The sequence below is a fragment of the Epibacterium sp. Ofav1-8 genome (assembly GCF_022348185.1).
In the GTDB taxonomy this organism is placed as follows: domain Bacteria; phylum Pseudomonadota; class Alphaproteobacteria; order Rhodobacterales; family Rhodobacteraceae; genus Epibacterium.
In genome coordinates, this window is the sequence record NZ_JAKRFD010000005.1 from 140,608 (window position 1) to 165,263 (window position 24,656).

Here is a 24,656-nt window from a genome sequence, read left to right on the forward strand (position 1 = left end):
CTGGAGGCTTGGTCCGGCCTCCGCGGATCGCCCTTAGAGCTGATTAATCCCGGAGGATCAAGCGCTTATTTCGGGCTGAAACGTCTTGGCCAAGCTGGCCGCGCCGTTCCGATAGGGGGGGCTTCTACGGTCACGGCGGCAAAGGGTCAACCCCCTTTTCAAAGTTTTCTGCGCTATCTCTGGATTCATTTTCTCATGAGGTCTATATGCGGGTCATGGCCTCCCCAGGATCCGATCATATGTTGCCGTTCATGAAGATGCACGGGCTTGGAAACGACTTTGTCGTCATCGATGCCCGCACCGAAAACTCTCACATTACCCCCGCTCTGGCGAAGGGAATCGCCCATCGTCAATTCGGCCTGGGTTTCGACCAGCTGGCGGTGATCCTGCCCCCAGAGCCCGATGACGGTGCCACGGATGCGCATCTGGTGTTTTACAATGCCGACGGGTCGACTTCGGCTGCCTGCGGCAACGCCACCCGCTGCATCGCGCGCTACCTGCTGGATCAGAGCGGCGCGACCGGGCTTACCCTGACGACGGATAGGGGTACGTTGTTTGCACGTGATGCCGGCGCCGGGCTGACCTCGGTCAACATGGGGATGCCACAACTCTCCTGGGATGAAATCCCCCTGAGCGAGGACATGGATACGCTGGAGCTGCCCATCGAGGGCGGCCCCACGGCGACCGGCATGGGCAATCCGCATTGCACCTTCTTTGTGGAGGACGCCGATCTGATCCCGCTGGAGGATTTTGGCCCCCGCTACGAACACCACCCGCTCTATCCGCAACGCACCAACGTGCAGGTGGCGCATGTTGTCGGTCCCGATCACCTGCGCATGCGTGTCTGGGAACGTGGCGTGGGGGTGACCCTTGCCTCTGGGTCTTCCTCCTGTGCGACAGCGGTTGCCGCGGCACGCAAGGGGCTCACGGGGCGCAAGGTGCAGATCGATCTGGATGGCGGCACGCTGTGGATCGACTGGCGCGAGGATGGCGTCTGGATGACAGGCCCGACCATGCATGTGGCCGATGGGCATTTCACCCGTCAGTTCCTCGAAAGCCTCACCCCGTGAGCGCTGCGCCGAAGTTCACCACCCTTGGCTGTCGGCTCAATGCTTATGAGACCGAAGCCATGAAGGAGCTGAGCCGGCAGGCGGGCCTCGAGAACGCCGTGGTGGTCAATACCTGTGCGGTGACGGCAGAGGCCGTGCGCAAGGCCCGTCAGGAAATCCGCAAGCTGCGCCGCGACAACCCCGATGCGCCGATCATTGTGACCGGCTGTGCAGCGCAGACCGAGCCGGAGACCTTTGCCGCCATGAGCGAAGTCACGCAGGTCATCGGCAATACCGAGAAGATGCAGCCCGAGACCTGGCAGCGTATGGCGAAGGGGCCGGATTTCATCGGCACCACCGAGAAGGTGCTGGTGGATGACATCATGTCGGTGACCGAAACCGCAAGCCACCTGATTGATGGGTTTGGCAGCCGGTCGCGGGCCTATGTGCAGGTGCAGAACGGCTGCGACCACCGCTGTACCTTTTGCATCATTCCCTACGGGCGCGGCAACTCGCGCTCGGTTCCAGCAGGTGTGGTGGTGGACCAGATCAAGCGGCTGGTCGACAAGGGGTACAACGAGGTTGTGCTGACCGGGGTCGACCTGACCAGTTGGGGCGCGGACCTGCCCGCAACGCCGAAACTGGGTGATCTGGTGATGCGAATCCTGAAGCTGGTGCCGGATCTGCCACGCCTGCGCATCTCCTCCATCGACTCGATCGAGGTTGACGAGAACCTGATGCAGGCGATTGCCACCGAACCGCGCCTGATGCCGCATCTGCATCTCAGCCTGCAACATGGCGACGACATGATCCTGAAACGGATGAAGCGCCGCCACCTGCGCGACGATGCGATCAGGTTTGCGGAGGAATCGCGCAAACTGCGTCCCGACATGACATTTGGGGCCGATATTATCGCCGGCTTCCCGACCGAAACCGAAGCGCATTTTGAAAACTCGCTCAAGCTGGTGACCGACTGCGATCTCACCTGGCTGCATGTGTTCCCCTACTCCAAGAGAGAAGGCACACCGGCGGCGAAGATCCCATCGCAGGTCAACGGCAACATCATCAAGGATCGGGCCGCCCGCCTGCGCGCCAAGGGCGATGCACAGGTGGAAAAACACCTCTCCCGGCAACTGGGGCGTCAACATAGCGTGTTGATGGAAAACCCGCATATGGGGCGCACAGAGCAATTCACCGAGGTGCGCTTTGCCACCCCGCAGATCGAAGGCGCGCTGATCCAGGCCCGTATTACCGGCATCGAGGGTACACAGCTGACCGCCTGACAACACCAAGGACGCACGCATGGCCCTGATCCTGTTCCTGCACGGCCCATCCAGCAGCGGCAAATCCACATTGGCCACGGCGATACGCAACGCGTCTGAGCGGCCGTTCCTGCACCTCTCCATCGATCACCTGCGTGACAGCGGCGCATGGACCCCTGCGGCCTATCCGGACTGGAGCGCTGCCCGGCCGCAGTTCTTCTCGGGCTTTCACCGTGCCATTGCCGGTTTTGCCGATGCCGGCAACGATCTGATCGTGGAACATATCCTCGACACCCCGGGCTGGCATCAGGACCTGCAACAGCGACTGGCCGGTCATGAGGTTATATTCGTCGGTCTGATGACCCCTCTGGCGGTGCTTGAGGCCCGCGAGGCGGCACGCGCAGACCGCCCCGCAGGCAGCGCCGCGCGGGACTTCGGTCATGTCCATGATGGTCTCGTCTACGACGTCACATTTGATGGCCGCACAGGGGCACAGGAGGGCGCGCAGCAGATCCTTGCACGCATCGCGGCCCCACGCGCCCGCTCTCACTTCTTTGACTGATATCACCCGCCACCACGGCCCGGTGCGTGCAGCGGGCTGACGATCTGCCGCCTGCCCTCAAAACAGCAAAAAACCCCCGCATCAACCGATACGGGGGTTTCTTCAATCTTGCAGGTGCACGCCCTTAAGAGGTTTTCTTGCCCTTATGCGGTGCCCACAGACGCTTGTTGGTCAGGTAGAGCAGCACCGACAGCACGGCGAGGAACAGCACACCGACAAAACCGGCCTGTTTGCGGGCCATCATCTTGGGTTCCGCTGTCCACATCAGGAAGGCAGAGACATCCTCGGCCAGGTGGTGCAGATCGTTGGCGTGGCCATCGATGAATTCCACCTGCTCATCCGCAAGCGGCGGCGCCATGGAGATCCAGCCACCCGGGAAGGCGGTGTTCTCGTAGAACAGCGTGCCGGCCTCTTCCTTGGTCTCACCGGTGTAGCCGGTCAGCAGCGAGGCGATATACTCCGCACCGCCCATACCCTTGAACAGCTGGTTCAGACCCAGACCGTAGGGACCGTGGAAGCCAGCACGGGACTTTGCCATCAGGCTGAGGTCGGGCGCGCCCAGTGCGGTGTTTGCCGGGAAATGGTCTACCGGCGTCGCGGGACGGAAATCATCCAGCGCGGCGTCGAACACCTCGAAGTTGTCGGCGGCATAGGCCCGCACCTGGTCCTCGGGCAGACCGGGGCCGCCTTCGTCAGAGAGGGTGCGGATCGGAACCTGCTTCAGCCCGTGACATGCGGCGCAGACCTCGGTGAAGATCTGGAGACCACGCTGCAACTGGTTCTGATCATAGGTGCCGAAGGGACCTTCGAAGGAGAAGGCGAAGTCTTCGATATGCCCCTCACCCCCAGCCGCAAAGGACGCGGCCGGGACGAGTGCCAGAGCGAAGGCAGCACCGGTTACAAATTTCTTGAACATAGGTAGCTGTCCTTCTTCTTATTCAGCAGGAGTAGCTTCGGATTTCTTGCCGTAGTGGGCGTCGAAATCTTCTTCGATGGTGGCGGGGATCGGTTCCGGTTTCTCGATCACACCAAGCAGCGGCAGGATCACCAGGAAGTAGCCGAACCAGTAGGCGGATGCGATCAGCGAGAAGGACGCATAGGGTTCTTCCGCAGGCATCGCGCCCAGCCACATCAGGGCAAAGAAGTCGATGACCAGCAGCAGGAACCACCACTTGAACTGCGGACGGTATTTGCCCGAGCGCACGCGAGAGGTATCCAGCCACGGCGCCAGTGCCATCACGGCAATCGCACCAAACATCGCCAGAACACCGAAGAACTTCGCATCGATGATACCGCCGGTCACGAAGGACGCGATCTGCACGATCCAGACCTCGGAGGTAAAGGCCCGCAGGATCGCGTAGAAGGGCAGGAAGTACCATTCCGGGACGATGTGCGCAGGGGTCTGAAGCGGGTTGGCTTCGATGTAGTTGTCCGGGTGGCCAAGGTAGTTCGGCATGAAGCCAACGATGGCCCAGAACACCAGCAGCACCACGGCCAGACCGAGGAAATCCTTGATCACGAAGTAGGGCCAGAACGGCAGCGTGTCTTTCTTGGCTTCTTCCTTGGAACCGCGACGCACTTCGACACCGGTGGGGTTGTTGTTGCCCGTGGTGTGGAAGGCCCAGATGTGAACGATCACGAGGGCCGCGATCACGAAGGGCAGCAGATAGTGCAGCGAGAAGAAGCGGTTCAGCGTTGCGTTGTCCACCGCGGGTCCGCCCAGAAGCCAGGTCTGGATCGGTTCACCGATGAACGGGATCGCGCCAAACAGGCCGGTAATCACGGTCGCCCCCCAGAAGGACATCTGACCCCAGGGCAGAACGTAGCCCATGAAGGCGGTGCCCATCATGCAGAGGTAGATCAGCATGCCCACGATCCAGGTGATTTCGCGCGGGGCCTTGTAGGAGCCGTAGAACAGACCGCGGAAGATGTGGATGTAGACGGCAACAAAGAACAACGACGCGCCGTTCGCATGCAGGTAGCGGATCATGTAGCCGCCATTCACGTTGCGCATGATGTGCTCAACGGAGGCAAAGGCGAGATCCACATGCGGCGTATAGTGCATCACCAGGACAATGCCGGTGACGATCTGCAGCACGAGGCAGAAGGCGAGGACGATGCCCCAGATCCACCACCAGTTCAGGTTCTTGGGGGTGGGAATCATGATGGTGTCGTAGATGAGGCCGACGATGGGCAGGCGGCTGTTGAGCCACTTTTCTGCGCCTGTCTTCGGCTCGTAATGGTCGTGTGGAATACCAGCCATTCGCGCGTCTCCTTATCCCAGCTTGATGGTGGTTTCGTCGGTGAACTCGGCCACCGGGATATGCAGGTTCTCGGGCGCGGGACCTTTGCGGATACGGCCCGCGGTGTCGTAGTGCGACCCGTGACAGGGGCAGAACCAACCATTGAATTCCCCGGCGCCATCGCCCAGCGGCACGCAGCCGAGGTGGGTGCAGACACCCATCATCACCAGCCATTCGCCGTTTTCGTCGAGGGTGCGGTTTTCATCGGCGGCGTCGGTGCCCGGTTTGTTCGGGTTTTCCGAGGACGAGTCGATCAGCTCTTGCATCTCGACTGCGCGCGCTTCGTCGATTTCTTCCTGGGTGCGGCGGCGGATGAACACCGGCTTGCCAAGGAACATCACAGAGATCTGCGTACCAACATCCACGCCGGAAATGTCCACAAGGATGGAGGACAGGGCCTGAACGTCAGCGGAGGGATTCATCTGGTTGACCAGTGGCCAAACGGCGGCACCCGCGGTGACAGCCCCTGCGCCAGCGGTGGCGTAGTAGAGGAAATCTCTCCGGGTTCCTTCGTGGTCTTCTGCGTGGGACACGAGGTTTTCTCCAATTTCAGCGCCCGTTTAGGGCAAACATGCGCTTACACCGCAACTGGACGCGGTGACTCAGCCGCGTGTCTAGCGATGCAAACCGGGTTCGTCTAGCGGTCAAAGCAGCGCAGGTCTGCCGAAGACGGGGTTTCTTTCACAGAACCGTTGCAATGCTGCGCCGCTTACGCCCCTATCTGCCGCTTCTCCTTTAAAACCGGGTGAAAACCCGGCCCCAGACGGCGTTCAGGCGGCATCCGGTCGCGTCGCCTGCATCGATGGGCGCGATTCGAAGGTCCGCAGCCACTCGGCAAGCTGCGGGTTGCCCTCGCGCCAACCGGCGTCCGGGTGACGAAAATCCACATAGGCCAGCGCCGCCGCCATGGCCAGTTGGCCGATGTTCACCGGCCCGTTCAATGCCGGCATCCACCGCGCCTCGACCGCTGCACAGGCGCCGAGGATCTTGTGACGCTGCCCGTCCAGCCAGCCGTCCCATTGTTTGTCCGCGGGGCGCAGGCGTTTTTCATAGGCCATGGAGACACCGGCATCCATGATGCCGTCCGCCGTGGCCTCCAGCACCTTCATGTCCCAACCGCCCTTGTAGAGGGCGCCCCCCGCACGGGCATCGAGGAATTCGCAGATCACCCGGCTGTCATAGAGTGTCGGACCACCCTCGCGGGTCAGCGCCGGGATCTTGGCCAGCGGGTTGCTGGCCGCAAGCGCCGCATCCGGGCCGGTGACGGATGTGGTGACCGGCAACAGCGCAACATCCTCCAGCTGGCCGGTTTCATGCAGCACCAGCACCACCTTGCGCACAAAGGGGGAAGAAGCCGAATAGAAGAGTTTCATGTCACTGGGTCTCCCTGGTTGGCGCAACTCTAGCGGGCGTTCCGCCGTTTTGGAAATGTAGGATCGCAAAAAATGCGGAAACCGCGGTCAATTGTCGCCCAGGTAGCTGCGCAGCGCCGCAGGCGGGTTGTCCAGCAGTTGCACTGTGGGTTCGGGCGGTCGTGCCGTACCCTCGGCCACCAGCACCACCTGATCCGCGATCCGGCGCGCGTCCTGCGGATCGTGGCTGACCATCAACATGGTAAGATCGCTTTCGGTGGTGATGTCCCGCACCAGATCCAGCATCTCCGCCTTGAGCGCCGGGCCCAGCGCCGCAAAGGGTTCGTCCAGCAACAGAAGTTCCCGCCCCTGGACCAGCACCCGCGCCAGTGCTGCCCGGCTCTGCTGGCCACCGGACAGCTCGGCGGGTTTGCGATCTTCCAAGCCCTGCAACCCGACGCGGGCGATCGAAGCGTCGACCTGAGCGCGCTCCGTCGCAGTCAGACGGCGATTGGCATCGACCCCGAGACCCACGTTTTGCCGCACCGAGAGATGCGGAAACAGGTTGCCGTCCTGAAACAGCATTGCCACCGGCCGCTTGCCGGGACCCAGCGGCGCCAGATCTCGCCCCTGCCACAGGATCCGCCCCGCCGCGAGGGGCTGAAACCCGGCAACCGCCTCCAGCAGGGTGGATTTGCCCGCACCGGACGGACCAATCACCGCCACCCGCGCACCACCGGCGATCTCGAGGTCAGCTTCGAGGCGGAACGTGCCCTTCCGGATGTCTGCGCCTTCAAGTTTCAGCATGGTATCGCCCTCCCCGGTCCAGCAGCCAGAATACCCCCATCGACAGGACAAACAGCAGCAGCGCCGCCCCCTGCGCGGCCTCCATGCGATAGGCCCCCATCAGCCGGTAGACCTGCAACGGCAGCGTCGCGACCTCGGGATCGGCAAACAGCGCGATGACACCAAGATCACCGAGCGACAGCGCGGCCGTCAGACCAGCGGCAAAGCCGATCTGAGCACGACAGCGCGGCAGCAGCACCCGTTGCCAGACCGCTCGGCCACGCATGTCGAGCGCAACGGCCAGGCGTGCATTCTGTCGCAGCACCTGCCGCATGCGAGGCACCAGAATGCGCAGCGCAAAAGGGAGCGCCATCACCATGTTGACCACCGCCGTGACCGGCAGCGCCAGCACAAACGGGTCGACAAAGGGATAGACCATCACGAACAGCCCGGTCCCGATTACCAGCGGCGACGCCGCGAGCCCAAGGATGCCGGCGACTTCTCCCAGCCGTTTGCGCCCCATGGCAATGCTTGCCGACAGGGGCAGCGCCACCAGCAACAGCAGTGCGGTGCTCAGGCTGGCAATCTGGATCGACACCCAGGCCGCGCTCCACACCGAACCGGGCAGGCTCGCCAGGCCAGGCACGCCCGCCACCAGCACCGCCAGCAGCGGCAGCATCAGGAACAGCGCGGCGAGGGCGATCCACAGACCGTCAGACAGCCATGCGCGCGCCCCCGCCCCGTCCCAACGGGCCACCGCCCGGTCGAGACCGGCGCCAAGACCATCCCCGAGCGACACCCGCAACGCCAGAAGCGCCGCTGCCACCGTCAGGACAAGCTGCACGCTGGACAGCATCGCCGCCCGCCCAAGATCAAAGTCGAAGTGAAACGCCTGATAGATCGCCAGTTCCAGCGTCGTTGCACGTGGCCCGCCACCAAGGGTCAGCGCCACCGCGAAACTCGACAGGCAGATGGCAAAGATCACCGCCGCAGCACCGGGCACCACCTGCCGCAGCATCGGCAGTTCCAGCAGACGCCACATGGCCCCCGGCCCGGCATCCAGCTGCGCCGCGAGCCGGAACCGCTCTGCCGGTATCTCCTGCCAGCCTTGCAGGATCAGCCGGGTTGCCAGCGGCAGGTTGAAGAACACATGCGCGATCACCACCCCGTGCAGCCCGTAGATCTGAACCGGGGGCAGGCCCACCAGCCCCAGCGCATCACTCACCCATCCGGAGCGGCCAAAGACCGCCAGCAGCCCCAGGATCGCAACAATCACCGGCAGGATGAACGGCGCGCCCAGTAACGTGATCAACACACGACGCCCTGGAAACCTGCGGCGGGCCAGGGCACGGGCGACCGGGATCGCCAGACCGACACTGATCAGGGCCGACAATACCGCCTGCACCAGCGTAAACCGCAGGGCCGACTGATCGGCTGCGCCAAACCCGGCGCCGCCCTCCGCCCGCAGGGTCACCGCCGCCAACGTGCCCAGAACCAGCAGCGCCACCCCAAGGGCGGCGCAGGTTCCGGGCCAGGTCGCGACCGGACGCAGGTTTACCGGCTGAGCGCTGTGCGCCATTCGTCCAGCGCCTTTGCCCGCAGGTCTGCGGCTTCTTGCTCGGGCAGAAGCAGGGCTTTCTCCGGGTTCACCAGAGTCTCGAACCCGGCAGGCAGGCCATCGGCGGGGATGACCGCCGGATACATCCAGTTGGTGGTCGGAATGATCGACTGGAACCCATCCGACACCATGAATTGCAGGAACTGATCCGCGAGATCCGGCTGATCGCTGGCCGCGAGTTTTCCGGCCACCTCGACCTGCATGTAGTGCCCTTCGTCAAAGACGGCGGCGGCCTTGCTGTCGTCCTCCTCGGCGATCAGGTGATAGGCGGGCGAGGTGGTGTAGGACAGCACCATATCCGCCTCACCTTCGAGGAAGAGACCATAGGCTTCCGACCAGCCTTTGGTGACGGTGACGATATTGTCGCTCAGACTCTCCCAGATCGCCGGCGCCTCGTCGCCGTAGGCGGCCTTGACCCACATCAGGAGCCCGAGCCCGGGGGTGGAGGAGCGGGGATCCTGGATGACGATCTTGGCATCGCTCTCGCCCAGCGCCTTGAAATTCGTGGGCGCATCTGCGGCGGCATTGTGCACGAAGGCGAAATAGCCCCAGTCGTAGGGCGCGAAGACCTCATCGTTCCACGCCACGGGGAGCGCATAGTCGGCCTCGACCGAGATCGGCGCAAACAGACCGGTGTCCTTTGCCGCGGCGGTCAGGTTGGTATCAAGGCCAAGCACCACATCCGCATCGGACCGCTCGCCTTCCAGCTTGATCCGCGCCAGCAGAGCTGCCCCGTCGCCGGCGCCGACGAATTTCAGATCACAGCCACAGGTCGCTTCAAACGCCTGTTCCACCGCCGGGCCGGGGCCCCACTCGGACACAAAACTGTCGTAGGTGTAGACCACAAGCTCTGGCGTGTCCGCCGTCGCGGCGGTGGCGGCCAAAAGCGCGCTCGCAACAAAGAGGGGTTTCATATCGTCCTCCAATGCGGCGTCAGGCAAGGAGGAGATCGGGGCATCAGCGCACCGCAACATCCGGAACCTTCCCTCCGCCGGTATAATCCGGTTCAGGTTCAACGGGTTCGCCATCCGGCATCTCAGCGCGTCATGTCGCGCACCCCGAGGTGGGGCAAACCCTAGGGCGCGTTTGCCGGATTGGCAAGCGCAGCCTTGAGATGCCGAAGACGGAAACCAGCGCTCGCTTAGGTCAGCGCGCCTGACTTGTCGTTTCATCCGCGAAACACGAGGACAATGAGAAACAGGCGATGTTTCTGTCGTTTCTGCCCTGTTGATGCGCGGCTCTCTTTTCCCGGGCGCGCTTTGCCGTTAAAGGGTCAGGACAAAGGAGACCCGCGCGCATGTCCATGAACTCTTTCGGCCACCTCTTCCGTGTCACCACCTGGGGCGAAAGCCACGGGCCTGCTCTCGGGGCGACCGTCGATGGCTGTCCGCCGAATGTCCCGCTGAACCCGGACCTGCTGCAACAGTGGCTGGACAAGCGCCGCCCCGGCCAGAACAAGAACACCACCCAGCGCAACGAGCCGGACGCGGTAAAGATCCTGTCGGGCGTGTTCGAGGGCCACTCCACCGGCACGCCGATCCAACTGATGATCGAGAACACCGATCAGCGGTCAAAGGACTATGGCGAGATCGCGCAAACCTTCCGCCCCGGCCATGCGGACATCACGTATTTCCAGAAATACGGCAACCGTGACTATCGCGGCGGCGGGCGGTCCTCGGCCCGCGAAACCGCGGCGCGGGTGGCCGCGGGCGGGGTTGCACGCGAAGCGATCAACGCACTGGTGCCCGGCCTTCAGATCAAGGGCTACATGACCCGGATGGGCGAGATGGAGATCGACCGCAGCCGGTTTGACTGGGCAGCGATCGACCAGAATGATTTCTGGATTCCGGATGCCGGCGCTGTCCAGGACTGGGAAGACTACCTGCAAGCGCTGCGCAAGGATCATGACTCGGTCGGCGCCGTGGTCGAGGTGGTGGCACGCGGGGTGCCCGCCGGTATAGGTGCGCCGATCTATGGCAAGCTCGACACCGACCTCGCCGCCGCGATGATGTCGATCAATGCCGTGAAGGGCGTGGAGATCGGCGAGGGCATGCATGCCGCCCACCTGAAAGGGTCGGAGAACGCCGACGAGATCTTCATGGGCAATGACGGCCAGCCGGTCTATTCCTCCAACCACGCCGGCGGCATCCTTGGCGGCATTTCCACCGGTCAGGACGTCGTGGTACGGTTCGCGGTCAAACCGACTTCCTCGATCCTGACGCCGCGCCAGTCGATCCGCAAGGACGGCACCGCCACCGAAGTCATCACCAAGGGCCGCCACGACCCCTGCGTCGGCATTCGTGCCGTGCCCGTGGCCGAGGCAATGATGGCCTGCGTCATCCTGGATCACCTGTTGCTGCATCGCGGCCAGATCGGCGAGAATCAGGGCCGGATCGGATAACCCAGGCCCATGGTCGCCATTCTCGGGATTACATTTCCGATCTACGCGGCCCTCGGGTTGGGGTACCTGTTTGTCTGGAAAGGCATCTTTTCCAGCCACGACATCAAGAGCCTCGGCGCTTATGTCTTCAACCTGGCGCTGCCGGGGCTGATCTTCACCACCATCGCCAGCCGCGACCCGGTCGAAGTGTTCCAGGCCGCCTATGTGCTGCCCTATCTGATTGGCGGCGTACTGAATATTGCGGTCGCCTATCTGCTGTTCTCGCTACGCGGGTTTGATCCGATGCGGCGGGCGGTGGGCGTCATGGGTTCGACCTGTCCCAACAACGGATTTGTCGGCTATCCGGTGATGCTGCTGGCATTCCCTGACATTGCGGGCATCGTCCTGACACTGAACCTGGTGATCGAGACGCTGATCCTGATCCCGATCTGCCTGATGCTGATGGAGGCGGCCGACGCCGACCGTTCCGTCCCGCTTGGGCCGCGCCTGTGGCGGATCGTCTGGAACGTGGCGAAGATGCCGACAATGATGGCCCTTGTCGCGGGGCTTCTGGTCGCGCTCCTCCATGTGCCGATCCCGGCGCCGTTTTTTCGCTTTACCGATATGCTCGCGGCCTCTGCCGGGGCGGTGTCGCTGATCGTGATCGGCGGGTCGCTAGCCGGGCTGCCTCTGCGCGGCAACAAGAGCCTCGCAGCCCAGGCGACACTGGGCAAGCTGGTGATTCATCCCGCCATTGTCGCAGTGGTAGCGGCGATCTGCGTCGCGGCGGGTCTGCTGGAGATTTCACCCGAGATCCGCGCCGCGCTCATCCTGTCGGCGGCGATGCCGATGTTTGCCACCTATACGATCTTTGCTCAGGCCAAGGGGCATGAAGGCGCGGCGAGCCTCGCGTCGCTCGCCGCGACCGTTCTTGCCTATGTCACCTTGAACGGTCTGTTGTGGGTGCTGACCTGATCCCGGCGGGTATCCGCGCCTGCGATCCCGACCAAAGGCGCCAGATCCCAAAACGCCCTAGCTGTGCTCTCCAAGGCATTGGCTGTGATCGCCCAGCGCCGTCAGCACCTGACAGGTGCCACCCGATCCCCCTTCGCACAGCTGGGTGATCCGCTCCAGTTCCGCCTCCAGTTGTTGCAGCCGGGCAATGCGGGCGCGCACCTTTTCAAGCTGGGCCCGGGCGATGTCATCCGCGGCATGACAATCGCGCCCCAGCTCGCCGTTGAGCCCCATCAACTCCTTGATTTCCTCCAGCCCAAACCCGAGATCGCGCGCGTGCTTGATAAAACCAAGCCGCTCCAGACCGGCCTGATCATAGCGCCGCTGGTTGCCCGCATTGCGCGTGGCGGGGTCGATGAGGCCGATCTCCTCATAATAGCGGATGGTCGGAACCTTCACGCCGGTCGCCTTGGACAATGCGCCGATGGAATACATCGCAATCCCCTCTTGAACCTCTAGTGACTAGAGCACCTAGGTTGATCCCGAATCGAGACCAAGGACAAGAGCAAAGGACCTGACTGATGGCAGGATGCTGCAACCATGACGCCCAGTTCGACGGGGTATCCAAACAATATAAACGCCGCCTGTGGATGGTGATTGCCATCAATGCGGTGATGTTCGTTGTCGAGATGAGCGCCGGCGAAGCCGCCGGCAGCCAAGCGCTTAAGGCTGACGCGCTGGACTTTCTTGGCGACGCGCTGACCTACGGGATTTCGCTGGCGGTCATCGGTGCCAGCCTGCGCACCCGGTCTCTGGCAGCGATCGGCAAGGGTGTCAGCCTTCTGGTCATGGGGATCTGGGTGTTCGGCTCCACCCTGTGGCAGGTATTTGTCGCCGGCGTCCCCGAGGCCCAGGTGATGGGGGCCATTGGCTTTCTCGCGCTTGCCGCAAATCTCCTGTCGGTGGCGCTGCTGGCCGCCTACAAGGATGGCGACGCCAACGTGCGGTCGGTCTGGCTGTGTTCGCGCAACGACGCCATCGGCAACCTGGCGGTGATGATCGCGGCGCTTGGGGTCTGGGGCACGGCCACCGGCTGGCCGGATCTGATCGTCGCCGGCATCATGGCGGGCCTCTTCCTCAGCTCCGCGTTCCAGATTCTGCGTCAGGCGCTGGCTGAATGGCAGCAGGGCAAGGCGCCGACCCCGCGGTCTACCTGTGATCACAGCCACGACAGCACCAAAGCACACGAACACGCCCACTGAGCGCTTCGCAGCTGTCGCGGTCTAAATAATGTACCAGTCTCCCCTCGCGCGCTTGCCATTCACCTGCGGAGCGCGCAGGGTCCGCGCATGGCAAAAAGCTTAACATCGCATCGACCTGTGCTGGCCATCACGCTGAAGGTGACCGCCATCGGCCTGTTTACGATCATGTCCGGCCTGATCAAGGAAATCACGCAGGTTGTGCCCACCGGGCAGGCGGTGTTCTTTCGCTCGTTCTTCGTGTTGCCGGTGATCCTGGTCTGGCTTGCTCTGCGCGGTGATCTGCCACGGGGGCTGCGCACCCAAAGCCCGATGCTGCATTTCTGGCGCGGCCTCGTGGGCACCTCGGCAATGGGATTGAACTTCGCCGCACTGGCGATTCTGCCCCTGCCGGAGGTCACCGCGCTCGGCTATGCCACGCCGATCTTCACGCTGATTCTCGCCGCACTCCTGCTTGGAGAACGCATTCGCATCATCCGGATCAGCGCTGTGGTGATCGGACTTGTCGGCGTGCTGATCATGCTATCGCCACGTCTGAATGGGTCCGAAGCCTTTCAGGACACGGCCTTTATCGGGGCAATACTGGTGCTGACAGCAGCGGCGTTGCGGGGGTTTGTGCAGATCCACATCCGGAAAATGGTGCAGAGCGAGGATACCGCCGCGATTGTCTTCTACTTCTCCGTCACCGCATCCCTGCTGTCGCTGCTGACCTTGCCGTTTGGTTGGGTCATGCCCGATAGGCCCCTGTTGCTGCTGCTGGTCAGTACCGGTTTCATCGGAGCGATCGCGCAGCTGCTCATCACCTCGTCCTACCGGTTTGCCCCGGCGTCGCTACTGGCGCCTTATGACTACGTGTCGATGCTATTTGCGCTGGTCATCGGCTATGTATGGTTTTCGGAATGGCCCTCGCTGGTGATGCTGGCGGGGGCGGCGCTGGTGATAGTGGCCAATGGCATCGTGATCTGGCGCGAGAGCCGTCTGGGACTGGACCGTGGCAAGGCCAAGCCGCTGACCGACCCCAAGGGCGGCTAGGGCGCGCTAGCCCCGTTCCAGCTTGTCGCGCAACAGATGCAGCCGGTCCCGCAACGCGGTCAGCTCTTCGATGTCCCCGCCCATTGCGTCCAGCACGCAGGCGGTCAGTTCACCCGCCTTTTGCTCCAAGGCGCGCCCCTTGTCGGTGAGCGCCACGATCAGGCTGCGCTCATCGTCCGGATTGCGCTGTCGGGTCAGCAACTCTACCGCCTCCATCCGTTTGAGGAGCGGGGTCAGCGTGTTGGTATCCAGCTGCAATTCACGCCCCAACTCGTTGACCTTGCGCCTGTCCCTGTTCCAGAGCGCGACCAGCACTAGATACTGAGGGTAAGTCAGCCCCAGAGGGGCCAGCAAGGGGCGATAGAGGCGCGAGATCGCATGGTTCACCGAATATACGGAGAAGCACAAAAGCTCGTCGATTTTCAATGGTCGATCCATCCAAAGACGTTAGATCTTGCACGATATGATCGCAAGCGGTTGACATCAGGCGTCGCGCGCCCAAGATATATCGCACACGATATAATCGTACACGATTAAAGGAGTCGCACATGTCCGTTTCCCCCGTTTCCCCCGTTTACACCGCCCATGGGTCCGCCACCGGAGGTCGGGATGGTCAGGCCAAAGTGGCCGGCACCGACCTGGTTCTTGACCTCGCCCCGCCAACCGAAATGGGTGGCGATGGCAAAGGCTACAATCCGGAGCAACTCTTCGCCGCGGGCTATTCCGCCTGCTACATCGGCGCGATGAAATTCGCGACCACGCAAGATGATAGCCTGCCGAAAGTTCCCGACAGCGTCGAAGTCGAAACCGCGGTCGGAATCGGCCCGCGCGAGGCGGGGGGTTTTGGCCTCAAGGTGCACCTGAAAATCACGCTCCCGGGCGTTGACAAGGACGCCGCCGAGCGCCTGACCGAAGCGGGACACAAAATCTGCCCCTACTCCAATTCTGTCCGGGGCAACGTCGACGTCACCACAGAAATCGCGTGATCCAGCGGAGCGCCTGCGGCGCACAGGTTTGATCAGGGATGCGAGGCGCTGCCTCGCGCTCCGAGATATTTGAGAAAAGCTGAAGAGGCGACAGGTGGCCAACGGCACCGAAGGTGCTCATACAGAAAAAGCGCGGGGCGTATGTCCCGCGCTTTTGCATTTTAGTAGCCAGAATTGTGTCAGCTGCGAACCAGGGCTTCGTAGTCCTCGGCAATCTCGCGGGTCATCTGGCCGACTTCGAATGTATAGGGGCCGATCTCGCCTACGGGCGTGACCTCGGCGGCGGTACCGGTCAACCAGCACTGTTCAAACCCGTCCATCTCTTCCGGCATGATGTGGCGCTCATGCACGGTAATGCCCTTGTCCTTCAACATTTGAATCACCGTTTGCCGGGTGATGCCGTTGAGGAAGCAATCCGGTTTCGGCGTATGTACCTCGCCATCTTTGACGAAGAAGATATTCGCACCGGTCGCCTCGGCAACATAGCCGCGGTAGTCCATGAACAGCGCGTCAGAGCAGCCCTTGGCCTCCGCCTTGTGCTTGGAGATCGTACAGATCATGTAGAGGCCCGCCGCCTTGGCATGCACCGGGATGGTTTCAGGCGAGGGGCGTTTGAATTCCGCGATGTCGAGCTTTGCGCCCTGCATCTTGGCATCGCCGTAATAGGCACCCCAGCCCCAGACGGCGACCGCCATCCGCACCGGGTTCTTTGCCGAGGCAACGCCCATATCCTCGCCCGACCCACGCCAGACCACCGCGCGGACATAGGCGTCCTTCAGGCCGGAGGCTTTCAGGGTCTCTTCCTTGGCCGTCTCAATGTCATCCACCGAGTAGGGCATCGGCATGTCGAGCGCCTCGGCAGAGGCGATCAGACGTTCGGAATGGGCGCGGCTCTTGAAGATCTTGCCGTTATAGGCACGTTCGCCTTCAAACACAGAAGAGGCGTAATGCATTGCATGCGTCAGGATGTGGACCTTGGCATCGCGCCAGTTCACCAGTTCGCCATCCATCCAGATCAGACCGTCGCGGTCATCATATCCAGCCATTCCGCATTCCTTTTCAGCGCCGTGTCATTTTCGGTTGTTGCGCAACATGACGTGAATTCATTCACATAATTGCGCCAAACCCGCAACTCGATACATCTCGGGTCTTGGAATGTCAATAATGCTGACATAAACTAGCGTTCAAAATAAAGGAGAGGCACATATGTCTGACGGGCGTTCCGGAGCGGGGTTTGGCGGCGAAAGCCTGCTGTTCCTGACCGATGAGCAGCTGCGCCAGGGGATCGAGGCGATGTTCTTCGCCTATCGCGGCTTTACGGCGGATCCGGATCGCATTCTTGCAGAACTGGCCTATGGGCGGGCGCATCACCGGGCCCTGCATTTCATCAATCGCTCTCCTGGCACGACGGTCAACAACCTGCTCAGTATCCTCGGAGTGACCAAGCAATCCTTGAACCGGGTGCTGCGGGCGCTGGTCGAGGACGGGCTGGTGGACAGCCGGGTGGGCACACTCGACAAGCGCGAGCGCAATCTCTTCCTCACGGAACGCGGTCGCGACCTGGAGCAGCGCCTGTCGGATGCCCAGCGCGTCCGCATGCGTGCGGCCTACAAACAGGCCGGCCCCGAAGCGGTGCAGGGTTTTAAAAAGGTGCTGGAGGCGATGATGGATCCGGACATGCGACGCGCCTATGTCGAGTTGCGCGAGGCGCCCCAATGAACTCACCCGATGCCCATCTGCTGATCGTCGACGATGATGAGCGTATCCGCGACCTGTTGAAGAAATTCCTGATGCGCGCGGGGTTCCTGGTGACCGCAGCGCGGGATGCCGCCCATGCCCGGCGGGTTCTGTCGGGGCTGGATTTCGACCTCATCGTGCTCGACGTGATGATGCCGGGTGAGGATGGGCTGTCCCTGACCGCTGCGCTGCGCGAAACCATGGTGACGCCGATCCTGCTGCTGACAGCCCGCGGTGAAACCGATGATCGCATCAAGGGGCTGGAAGCCGGCGCGGATGACTACCTGCCGAAACCCTTTGAACCCAAGGAGCTGTTGCTGCGGATCAACGCGATCCTGCGGCGCATGCCCGAGAACCAGCCCGAAGACGTCACGCCCAAGTATATGCAGCTCGGGGCGATCCGGTATGACATCGAGCGGGGCGAGATGTGGCAGGGCGAAGACCTGATCCGGCTGACCTCGACCGAGAGCCAGCTGATGAAGATCTTCTCAGCCCAGCCCGGCGAACCGGTCAGCCGCGCCAAGCTGGTCGAGGACCTGGGGCGCGACCGGGGACAGGCGCAGGAGCGTGCCGTCGATGTGCAGATCACCCGCCTGCGCCGCAAGATCGAGCCCAACCCGAAACAGCCGCAATACCTGCAAACCGTGCGCGGTGCAGGCTACATGCTGGCCCCGGATTAAGTGCCCGACATGAAGACTGCTCTCGTCACCCATCCCGAGGGGCTCCTGCATCAGACCCCTGCAAAGGTCCATGAGCAGGTCGGGCGGCTGGATTTCGTGCTCCGGGCAATCGACGATCTGCCGCTCGCACGACATTCGGCGCCGTTGGCCGCGCGAGATGTGATCGAAACGCTGCATGATCCCGCCTATGTCGATCATGTTCTCGGCAGCATTCCCGAACAGGGTTTCGCCTTTTTAGACTCTGATACGGACGATGAAACCAGCCTGTCGCCCACCTCTTTGAATGCCGTGCTTCGGGCGGTGGGCGGTGCGGCCCGGGCTGTGGACCTCGTGCTGTCCGGTCAGGCCCCAAACGCCTTTGTCGCCATGCGCCCACCGGGGCACCACGCACTGCGGGACCGGGCGATGGGGTTCTGCTTTTTTGGCAACGTCGCGCTTGCAGCGCGGCATGCGATGGAAAGGCACGGGCTGAGGCGTGTTGCAATCGTCGATTTCGACGTTCATCACGGCAACGGCACCCAGGCCCTGCTCTGGGACGAGCCGCGCGCATTGGTCGTGACCTCGCAACAGATGCCGCTGTGGCCCGGTACCGGCACGCCCGAAGAGCGTGGCGCGCATGACAATGTGGTCAATATTCCACTCCTGCCCGGAACCGGCGGTGCCGAGATGCGCGCGCTCTACGCCGAACAGGTCTTTCCGAGGCTGCGGGCCTTTGATCCCGAGCTGATCCTGATCTCAGCCGGTTTCGATTGCCACCGGGATGATCCGCTGGCTGAACTGAACTGGCGCGAGGCGGACTACGACTGGCTGACCCGCAATCTCTGCGCCATTGCCAACAGCACCTGTGCGGGGCGTGTGGTCTCGGTGCTTGAGGGCGGCTATGACCTGCCGGCGCTGGCGTCATCGGCCCGGGCGCATGTGGAGGCCCTGATCCGGGCCCATGCGGACTGACACTGATCTGACGGTCCCCCCTCTTGCAACATGCCCGGCAAAGAAGGATCGTGCCGCAAAACAGATCGGGGACCACTATGACCACTGCCTTGCTGACCCACGCGGATTGCCTGACGCATGAAACACCCGGAGGCCACCCGGAGCAGGTGGCCCGCCTCGAACATGTGCTGCACGCACTTGCGGGGCTTGACCTCAAGCGTGTCACCGCCCCGGTGGCCGCCGAAGATGACATTCTGCGGGTGCATCCCGCCCAGTATCTGACGGAGCTCCGCCGCGAATTGCCCGCGGAAGGGCGCAAGCAGCTGGATGCGGACACCTGGATGTCACCAGGATCGCTGGACGCTGCCTTTCGCGCGGCCGGGGCTGCGGTGCGCGCCGTCGACATGGTGCTGGGGGGCGAGGTCGGCAATGCGTTCTGCGCCACCCGTCCGCCCGGGCATCACGCCGAAACCGACACGCCGATGGGGTTCTGCCTGTTTGGCAACGCGGCGCTGGCCGCAAAACACGCGCTGGATCACCACGGGCTCAAACGCGTAGCAGTGGTGGATTTCGACGTGCATCACGGCAATGGCACCCAGGACCTGCTCTGGGACGAGAAACGCGCCCTGGTCATCACCTCTCAGCAAATGCCGCTGTGGCCCGGCACCGGCCACCCGGAGGAGGACGGGGCCCATGGCAACGTGATGAACCTGCCGCTGCCGCCCGAAAGCGACGGCACCGCCATGCGGGAGCTTTACTCCGAACAGGTGTTTCCGCGCCTGCGCGCCTTCAAGCCGGAGCTGCTGATCCTGTCGGCCGGGTTTGACGCCCACACCGACGATCCGCTGGCGCAATTGCACTGGCAGACGGAGGATTTCCGGTCGCTCACGGCTGAGCTGTGCCGCCTTGCGCAAGAGCTGTGTCAGGGCCGTATCGTCTCGACTTTGGAGGGCGGATATGATCTGAACGCCCTAGCCGACGCCGCCAAGGCGCATGTGGAAGAACTGATAAAGGCCGCGACATGACAACCGAGACCCCCGTCGAAGAGATGAGCTTTGAAACTGCGATGCAGGAGCTGGAACGCGTCGTCGATAAACTGGAGCGCGGGGACGTGGCACTGGATGCGTCCATCGCGCTTTACGAGCGGGGCGCTCAACTGAAAAAACGCTGCGAGGACGAGCTGAAGCGCGCCGAGGAAAAGGTCGCCGCGATAACGCTGGATGCCAACGGCCAGCCCGCCGGCACGCAACCGCTCGACGCGGGATAAGGCCCGATGACGGCAGGGTTTGCCGCCGCGCTCTCACAGGCGCAGGCGAAGATCTCCACCCATATGGACATGCGCCTGACGGCCTCAGATGTGCTGCATCAGGCCATGGCCTACGCGTTGCGCGGTGGCAAGATGCTGCGCGGTTTCCTGGTTCTGGAGAGCGCGCGCCTGCATGATGTGCCCGAACCGGCCGCGCTTGAGGCGGCGCTGGCGATCGAATGCATCCACGCCTATTCGCTGGTCCATGACGACCTGCCCTGCATGGACGACGACGACCTGCGGCGTGGCCAGCCGACGCTGCATCGCAAATGGGACGAGGCCACGGCGGTGCTGGCGGGCGACAGCCTCCAGACCCTGGCGTTTGAACTGCTCGCCCGTGACGCGGTCGGCCCTCATGCCGTGACCCTGATCCGCACTCTGGCCAAGGCAGCCGGCAAGGACGGCATGGTCTCCGGTCAGATGCTGGACATCGCGGCAGAAACGGCAGAAACCCCGCTGACGCTTGACGACATCACCACGCTTCAGGTGCGCAAGACCGGCTGCCTGATCGAATGGTCCGCCTGCGCCGGTGCCCGGCTGGCAGGTGCCGATCCCGAACCGCTGCGACACTATGCGCAAGCACTCGGACTGGCTTTTCAGATCGCCGACGACATCTTGGATATTGAGGGCGATGCTGCCACCGTGGGCAAAGCGGTGCGCAAGGATGCGGAAGCCGGCAAGGCCACGTTTGTGTCGCTGCTCGGGCTGGAGGGGGCGAAATCGCGTGCGCTGGACCTCGCCGACCAGGCCTGTGCAGCCCTTGCCCCCTATGGTGCGGCAGGCGATACCTTGAAGGACGCCGCCCGCTTCGTTATCTCGCGCGACAGCTAAATCGCGCCCCGAAGGAGCCACGACCCGCATGACCGACCGGCCACAGACCCCGCTCCTGGATCAGATCGCATCGCCTGCGGATCTGAAACGTCTCTCTGACGCGCAACTGGAGCAGGTCGCGCATGAGCTGCGGCAGGAAACCATCTCTGCGGTCTCTGTCACCGGCGGCCATCTCGGCGCAGGGCTCGGCGTGGTGGAGCTGACGGTGGCGCTGCATGCGGTGTTCGACACGCCCAAGGACAAGGTGATCTGGGACGTCTCGCACCAGAGCTATCCCCACAAGATCCTGACCGGGCGGCGCGATCGCATCCGCACCCTGCGCATGAAGGACGGTCTCTCGGGGTTCACCAAACGGACCGAGAGCCCCTATGACCCCTTTGGGGCGGCGCATAGTTCCACGTCGATTTCCGCCGCGCTGGGGTTTTCCGTGGCGCGCGATCTGGGTGGCGTCACCGAAGAGGGTCTTGGCGACGCGATCGCCGTGATCGGCGATGGCGCCATGAGCGCCGGCATGGCGTTTGAGGCGATGAACAACGCAGGTCACCTCGGCAAGCGGCTGATCGTGATCCTCAACGACAACGAGATGTCGATCGCGCCGCCGGTTGGGGCGCTGTCGTCCTATCTCAGTCGGCTTTATACCGAGGCGCCGTTTCACGACCTCAAGGCCGCCGCCAAGGGCGCGGTCTCTTTGTTGCCGGAACCCTTCCGCGAGGGCGCCAAACGCGCCAAGGACATGCTGAAGGGCATGGCCATGGGCGGCACCTTGTTCGAATCGCTGGGCTTTTCCTACATCGGCCCCATCGACGGCCATGACATGGACCAGCTTCTGCCGGTGCTGCGCACGGTCAAGGCGCGCGCAACCGGGCCGATCCTGATCCATGCGGTCACCAAAAAGGGCAAGGGCTATCGCCCGGCCGAAGCGGCGCGCGACAAGGGCCATGCGACGGCGAAATTCGACATGGTGACGGGCGAGCAGAAAAAAGCGCCCTCCAACGCGCCCTCTTACACCTCGGTCTTTGGCAACACATTGGTGGAGCTGGCCGCACAGGATTCAAAGATCTGCGCGGTCACCGCCGCGATGCCCGACGGCACCGGCCTCAATCTGATGGCAGAGCGCTACCCCTCGCGCACCTTTGACGTGGGCATTGCCGAGCAGCACGGCGTGACCTTTGCCGCGGCACTGGCGGCGGGCGGGATGAAACCGTTCTGCGCGATGTATTCCACCTTCCTGCAACGCGGCTACGATCAGGTGGTGCACGATGTCGCCATCCAGCGCCTGCCCGTCCGCTTTGCCATTGACCGTGCCGGTCTGGTCGGCGCCGACGGGGCCACCCACGCGGGATCGTTCGACATCGGCTATATGGCCAATCTGCCCGGCATGGTGGTGATGGCCGCCGCTGACGAGGCGGAACTGAAGCATATGGTCGCCACCGCCGCCGCCTACAGCGATGGCCCCATCGCCTTCCGCTATCCGCGAGGCGAGGGCGAGGGCGTGGAAATGCCCGAACAGCCGCACGTGCTGGAGATCGGCAAGGGCCGGATGATCCAGTCCGGCACGCGCGTGGCGCTTTTGTCCTTTGGCACCCGCCTGGGCGAGGTCCGCAAAGCGGCCGAGGCGCTTGCGGCCAAGGGCATCACGCCCACCATCGCCGATGCGCGCTTTGCCAAGCCGCTGGACCGCGACCTGATCCTGCAACTGGCGCGCGATCACGAGGCGCTGATCACCATCGAGGAAGGCGCGGTCGGCGGCTTTGGCTCGCATGTGGCGCAGCTGTTGTCGGAGGAGGCTGTGTTTGACGACGGCCTGAAGTTCCGCTCCATGGTTCTGCCCGATACATTCATCGACCAAGCCAGCCCCCGCGACATGTACGACGTGGCCGCAATGAATGCCGAGCACATCGAAGCAAAGGTGCTCGATGTGCTTGGGGTTGCAAGGATTGGGGAAAAGCGGGCCTGAGTATGCTCCCACTGCCCCAGCAGCCCAACCTGCGCTGGATTGGGCCTACTCAGACCCCTGGCGGATCCGCCGGAGGGACAAAACGCTCCATATCCTCGGCTGCAAACACCGCTTTCAAACCGCTGCGATAGTCCGGGTAGCGCAGGGTGACGCCGAGCTCCTTCTTGATCAGGTCATTGCGCACCCGCTTGTTCTCGCCATAGAAGCTGCGCGCCATCGGGCTCATCCCGGCTTCGTCAAAGGGCACTTCGGCAGGCACCGGAAGCCCCAGCAGCTCGGCGGCATAGCCCAGCACATCCTGCGGCGGTGCGGGTTCATCATCGCAGACATTGTAGATCGCGCCGGGGTTGGGCCGCGCGATGGAGGCCGCCAGCACCTGCGCGATGTCATCGACATGGGTGCGCGAGAACACCTGCCCCGGCTTGACGATCCGGCGGGCGCGACCTGCCATCAGCTTGGCAAAGGGACCCCGGCCCGGCCCGTAGATCCCCGCCAGACGAAAGATGTGGAGCGGCAGGTTCGGGACGGCCTGCCACGCCGCCTCGGCACCTGCGCGCCAGTCGCCACGCTGGCTCGATGGCGTCACGGGCGTATGCTCGTCCACCCAGGCACCATCGTGATCGCCATAGACCGCCGTGGTCGAGAGGTAGCCGACCCATTCCAGAGATGGCAGTGCCGCCAGACGCGCGCCGAGTTCATTCAGAACCGGGTCGCCCTGTTCGGACGGGCTGATCGACAAGAGGATATGGGTCACCTCCTCCAGCGGGACAGTGTCGCCGGGCCAGGTCAGGAGTTCCACTCCGGCCATCGGCTCGGCTTCGGAGGGATCACGGGTGGTGCCGAGGATACGCCAGCCCGGTCCCGCGAGGGTCCGCGCCAGAGCCCGCGCCGTGTAGCCAAATCCAAAGCAGAGAAGCGTCTTTTTCGTCATGTTTCGGACCATGCGATCCACGGCGGGCAGATGCAAGACGGCAAGGGCTTGATTCGAATCTCCGCCGCGCCTTTGATCTGTGCATGACCAGAAAAACACCCGATGTGAGCGACGCCTATGCGGCGGCGTCCCCGAACGACTTGCGCCAGCTCTATGCAGACTGGGCGGACAGTTATGACGAAAGCTTTGCCAGGTCAGAGGCCTATCTGTTGCCCGGCCTGACCGCCCGGGCCTTCGCCCAGGCTGGCGGACAGGGACCTGTGCTCGATGTGGGCGCAGGCACCGGCCTGTGTGGCGTCGCCTTGTCGGGGTTGCGGATCACCCCGGTCGACGCCGCCGACATCAGCCCGGATATGCTGGCACAGGCGTTGCGCAAGGATGTCTACCGTGACGTGATCGAGGCGGACCTGTACGAGGGGATCCCGGTCCCTCGGGCCAGTTACGCAGGCGTCGTCTCCTCCGGAGCCTTCACCCATGGGCACCTCGGACCGGAAGTCCTGCCCGCCATTCTCAGGGTCGCACGCCCCGGGGCCTGGCTGGCGATGTCCATCAACGCGGCCCATTATCAAAAAGCCGGCTTTGCCGAAGCCTTTGACCGTTTGCTGCGTGGACAATGGATCAGCAACCTGTCCCTGCCCGAAGTCCGCATCTACGGGGGCGATGCAGGCAGCGCCCATCACGAGGATACCGCGCTGATCGCCCTGTTTCAGAAGGTCTGATCGCGGATGCGCCGCGCCGTGC

Annotated in this window: 27 protein-coding genes and 1 riboswitch; of the genes, 16 read left to right on the plus strand and 11 right to left on the minus strand. The window is 63.3% G+C overall.

Annotated elements, in window-relative coordinates; translation table 11 throughout:
- The first annotated feature begins 239 nt into the window (after positions 1-239).
- From dapF to MHM97_RS09865, 3 genes are read left to right on the plus strand one after another with little or no spacing between them, the layout of a single operon-like run.
- The gene (dapF, locus tag MHM97_RS09855) at positions 240-1,070 is read left to right on the plus strand and encodes a diaminopimelate epimerase (RefSeq protein WP_239322194.1); all 831 of its coding nucleotides are present in this window, start codon (positions 240-242) and stop codon (positions 1,068-1,070) included.
- Positions 1,067-2,332 (plus strand): tRNA (N(6)-L-threonylcarbamoyladenosine(37)-C(2))-methylthiotransferase MtaB, encoded by a 1,266-nt coding sequence (gene mtaB / locus MHM97_RS09860; protein WP_239322195.1) that lies wholly within the window; start codon positions 1,067-1,069, stop codon positions 2,330-2,332. Before dapF ends, mtaB begins: the two co-directional genes overlap by 4 nt.
- A 19-nt stretch (positions 2,333-2,351) precedes the next feature.
- A complete protein-coding gene (locus tag MHM97_RS09865; protein WP_239322196.1) occupies positions 2,352-2,873 on the plus strand; it encodes a chloramphenicol phosphotransferase CPT family protein in 522 nt (173 codons plus the stop codon).
- Positions 2,874-2,997: 124 nt separating this feature from the next.
- Here MHM97_RS09865 and MHM97_RS09870 read toward each other — a convergent pair whose 3' ends face one another.
- From MHM97_RS09870 to thiB, 7 genes are all read right to left on the minus strand, one after another.
- On the minus strand, positions 2,998-3,789 hold the full coding sequence (locus MHM97_RS09870; RefSeq protein WP_239322197.1) for a cytochrome c1: 792 nt from the start codon (positions 3,787-3,789) through the stop codon (positions 2,998-3,000).
- A gap of 18 nt (positions 3,790-3,807) precedes the next feature.
- Entirely contained in the window at positions 3,808-5,136 is a 1,329-nt protein-coding gene (gene petB, locus MHM97_RS09875) for a cytochrome b (RefSeq protein WP_239322198.1), read from the minus strand.
- 12 nt (positions 5,137-5,148) lie between these two features.
- A complete protein-coding gene (petA, locus tag MHM97_RS09880) occupies positions 5,149-5,709 on the minus strand; it encodes a ubiquinol-cytochrome c reductase iron-sulfur subunit (protein WP_239322199.1) in 561 nt (186 codons plus the stop codon).
- Between the two features lie 237 nt (positions 5,710-5,946).
- Positions 5,947-6,549, minus strand: coding sequence for a glutathione S-transferase (locus MHM97_RS09885; protein ID WP_239322200.1), 603 nt, complete (start codon positions 6,547-6,549; stop codon positions 5,947-5,949).
- An 87-nt stretch (positions 6,550-6,636) separates the two neighbouring features.
- A complete protein-coding gene (locus MHM97_RS09890; RefSeq protein WP_239322201.1) occupies positions 6,637-7,335 on the minus strand; it encodes a thiamine ABC transporter ATP-binding protein in 699 nt (232 codons plus the stop codon).
- Positions 7,322-8,893: a thiamine/thiamine pyrophosphate ABC transporter permease ThiP gene (locus tag MHM97_RS09895; protein ID WP_239322202.1), complete on the minus strand. Its 1,572-nt coding sequence runs from the start codon at positions 8,891-8,893 to the stop codon at positions 7,322-7,324. The genes MHM97_RS09890 and MHM97_RS09895 overlap by 14 nt, the downstream gene beginning before the upstream one ends.
- Entirely contained in the window at positions 8,869-9,846 is a 978-nt protein-coding gene (thiB, locus tag MHM97_RS09900; RefSeq protein WP_239322203.1) for a thiamine ABC transporter substrate binding subunit, read from the minus strand. Before thiB ends, MHM97_RS09895 begins: the two co-directional genes overlap by 25 nt.
- A gap of 52 nt (positions 9,847-9,898) precedes the next feature.
- A riboswitch (TPP riboswitch) is annotated at positions 9,899-10,003 on the minus strand.
- Positions 10,004-10,229: 226 nt separating this feature from the next.
- Between thiB and aroC the strand changes: the two genes are divergently transcribed.
- Entirely contained in the window at positions 10,230-11,333 is a 1,104-nt protein-coding gene (aroC, locus tag MHM97_RS09905; protein ID WP_239322204.1) for a chorismate synthase, read from the plus strand.
- A gap of 9 nt (positions 11,334-11,342) precedes the next feature.
- Positions 11,343-12,287, plus strand: a complete 945-nt coding sequence (locus MHM97_RS09910; RefSeq protein ID WP_239322205.1) for an AEC family transporter — start codon at positions 11,343-11,345, stop codon at positions 12,285-12,287.
- 57 nt (positions 12,288-12,344) lie between these two features.
- On the opposite strand, the gene MHM97_RS09915 is transcribed toward MHM97_RS09910, so the two are convergent.
- A complete protein-coding gene (locus MHM97_RS09915; RefSeq protein WP_239322206.1) occupies positions 12,345-12,761 on the minus strand; it encodes a MerR family transcriptional regulator in 417 nt (138 codons plus the stop codon).
- Between the two features lie 86 nt (positions 12,762-12,847).
- On the opposite strand from MHM97_RS09915, the gene MHM97_RS09920 reads away from it, so the two are divergent.
- Together MHM97_RS09920 and MHM97_RS09925 are read left to right on the plus strand one after the other, a co-directional pair.
- Entirely contained in the window at positions 12,848-13,528 is a 681-nt protein-coding gene (locus MHM97_RS09920) for a cation transporter (RefSeq protein WP_239322207.1), read from the plus strand.
- A gap of 87 nt (positions 13,529-13,615) precedes the next feature.
- Positions 13,616-14,557: a DMT family transporter gene (locus MHM97_RS09925; protein WP_239322208.1), complete on the plus strand. Its 942-nt coding sequence runs from the start codon at positions 13,616-13,618 to the stop codon at positions 14,555-14,557.
- A 6-nt stretch (positions 14,558-14,563) separates the two neighbouring features.
- On the opposite strand, the gene MHM97_RS09930 is transcribed toward MHM97_RS09925, so the two are convergent.
- Positions 14,564-14,995 (minus strand): MarR family winged helix-turn-helix transcriptional regulator, encoded by a 432-nt coding sequence (locus MHM97_RS09930; protein ID WP_239322209.1) that lies wholly within the window; start codon positions 14,993-14,995, stop codon positions 14,564-14,566.
- A 110-nt stretch (positions 14,996-15,105) separates the two neighbouring features.
- On the opposite strand from MHM97_RS09930, the gene MHM97_RS09935 reads away from it, so the two are divergent.
- Positions 15,106-15,543, plus strand: a complete 438-nt coding sequence (locus MHM97_RS09935; RefSeq protein WP_239322210.1) for an organic hydroperoxide resistance protein — start codon at positions 15,106-15,108, stop codon at positions 15,541-15,543.
- A 179-nt stretch (positions 15,544-15,722) separates the two neighbouring features.
- Here the strand turns inward: MHM97_RS09935 and MHM97_RS09940 are convergent, their stop codons facing one another.
- Positions 15,723-16,589: a branched-chain amino acid aminotransferase gene (locus tag MHM97_RS09940; RefSeq protein WP_239322211.1), complete on the minus strand. Its 867-nt coding sequence runs from the start codon at positions 16,587-16,589 to the stop codon at positions 15,723-15,725.
- Positions 16,590-16,749: 160 nt separating this feature from the next.
- On the opposite strand from MHM97_RS09940, the gene MHM97_RS09945 reads away from it, so the two are divergent.
- The 7 genes from MHM97_RS09945 to dxs all read left to right on the plus strand — a co-directional run bounded on the left by MHM97_RS09945 (position 16,750) and on the right by dxs (position 22,984).
- Complete coding sequence (locus MHM97_RS09945; protein WP_239322212.1) at positions 16,750-17,262, plus strand: MarR family winged helix-turn-helix transcriptional regulator; 513 nt, start codon at positions 16,750-16,752, stop codon at positions 17,260-17,262.
- A complete protein-coding gene (locus MHM97_RS09950; protein ID WP_239322213.1) occupies positions 17,259-17,960 on the plus strand; it encodes a response regulator in 702 nt (233 codons plus the stop codon). Before MHM97_RS09945 ends, MHM97_RS09950 begins: the two co-directional genes overlap by 4 nt.
- 9 nt (positions 17,961-17,969) lie before the next feature.
- Positions 17,970-18,911, plus strand: a complete 942-nt coding sequence (locus MHM97_RS09955; RefSeq protein ID WP_239322214.1) for a histone deacetylase family protein — start codon at positions 17,970-17,972, stop codon at positions 18,909-18,911.
- 77 nt (positions 18,912-18,988) lie between these two features.
- Positions 18,989-19,915: a histone deacetylase family protein gene (locus MHM97_RS09960; protein ID WP_239322215.1), complete on the plus strand. Its 927-nt coding sequence runs from the start codon at positions 18,989-18,991 to the stop codon at positions 19,913-19,915.
- The gene (locus tag MHM97_RS09965; protein ID WP_239322216.1) at positions 19,912-20,157 is read left to right on the plus strand and encodes an exodeoxyribonuclease VII small subunit; all 246 of its coding nucleotides are present in this window, start codon (positions 19,912-19,914) and stop codon (positions 20,155-20,157) included. The genes MHM97_RS09960 and MHM97_RS09965 overlap by 4 nt, the downstream gene beginning before the upstream one ends.
- 6 nt (positions 20,158-20,163) lie before the next feature.
- Entirely contained in the window at positions 20,164-21,027 is an 864-nt protein-coding gene (locus MHM97_RS09970; protein WP_239322217.1) for a polyprenyl synthetase family protein, read from the plus strand.
- Between the two features lie 28 nt (positions 21,028-21,055).
- Positions 21,056-22,984, plus strand: coding sequence for a 1-deoxy-D-xylulose-5-phosphate synthase (gene dxs / locus MHM97_RS09975; protein ID WP_239322218.1), 1,929 nt, complete (start codon positions 21,056-21,058; stop codon positions 22,982-22,984).
- Positions 22,985-23,033: 49 nt separating this feature from the next.
- Here the strand turns inward: dxs and MHM97_RS09980 are convergent, their stop codons facing one another.
- The gene (locus tag MHM97_RS09980) at positions 23,034-23,915 is read right to left on the minus strand and encodes an SDR family oxidoreductase (RefSeq protein ID WP_239322219.1); all 882 of its coding nucleotides are present in this window, start codon (positions 23,913-23,915) and stop codon (positions 23,034-23,036) included.
- Positions 23,916-23,998: 83 nt separating this feature from the next.
- On the opposite strand from MHM97_RS09980, the gene MHM97_RS09985 reads away from it, so the two are divergent.
- Entirely contained in the window at positions 23,999-24,634 is a 636-nt protein-coding gene (locus MHM97_RS09985; protein ID WP_239322220.1) for a class I SAM-dependent DNA methyltransferase, read from the plus strand.
- The last annotated feature ends 22 nt before the right edge of the window (positions 24,635-24,656 follow it).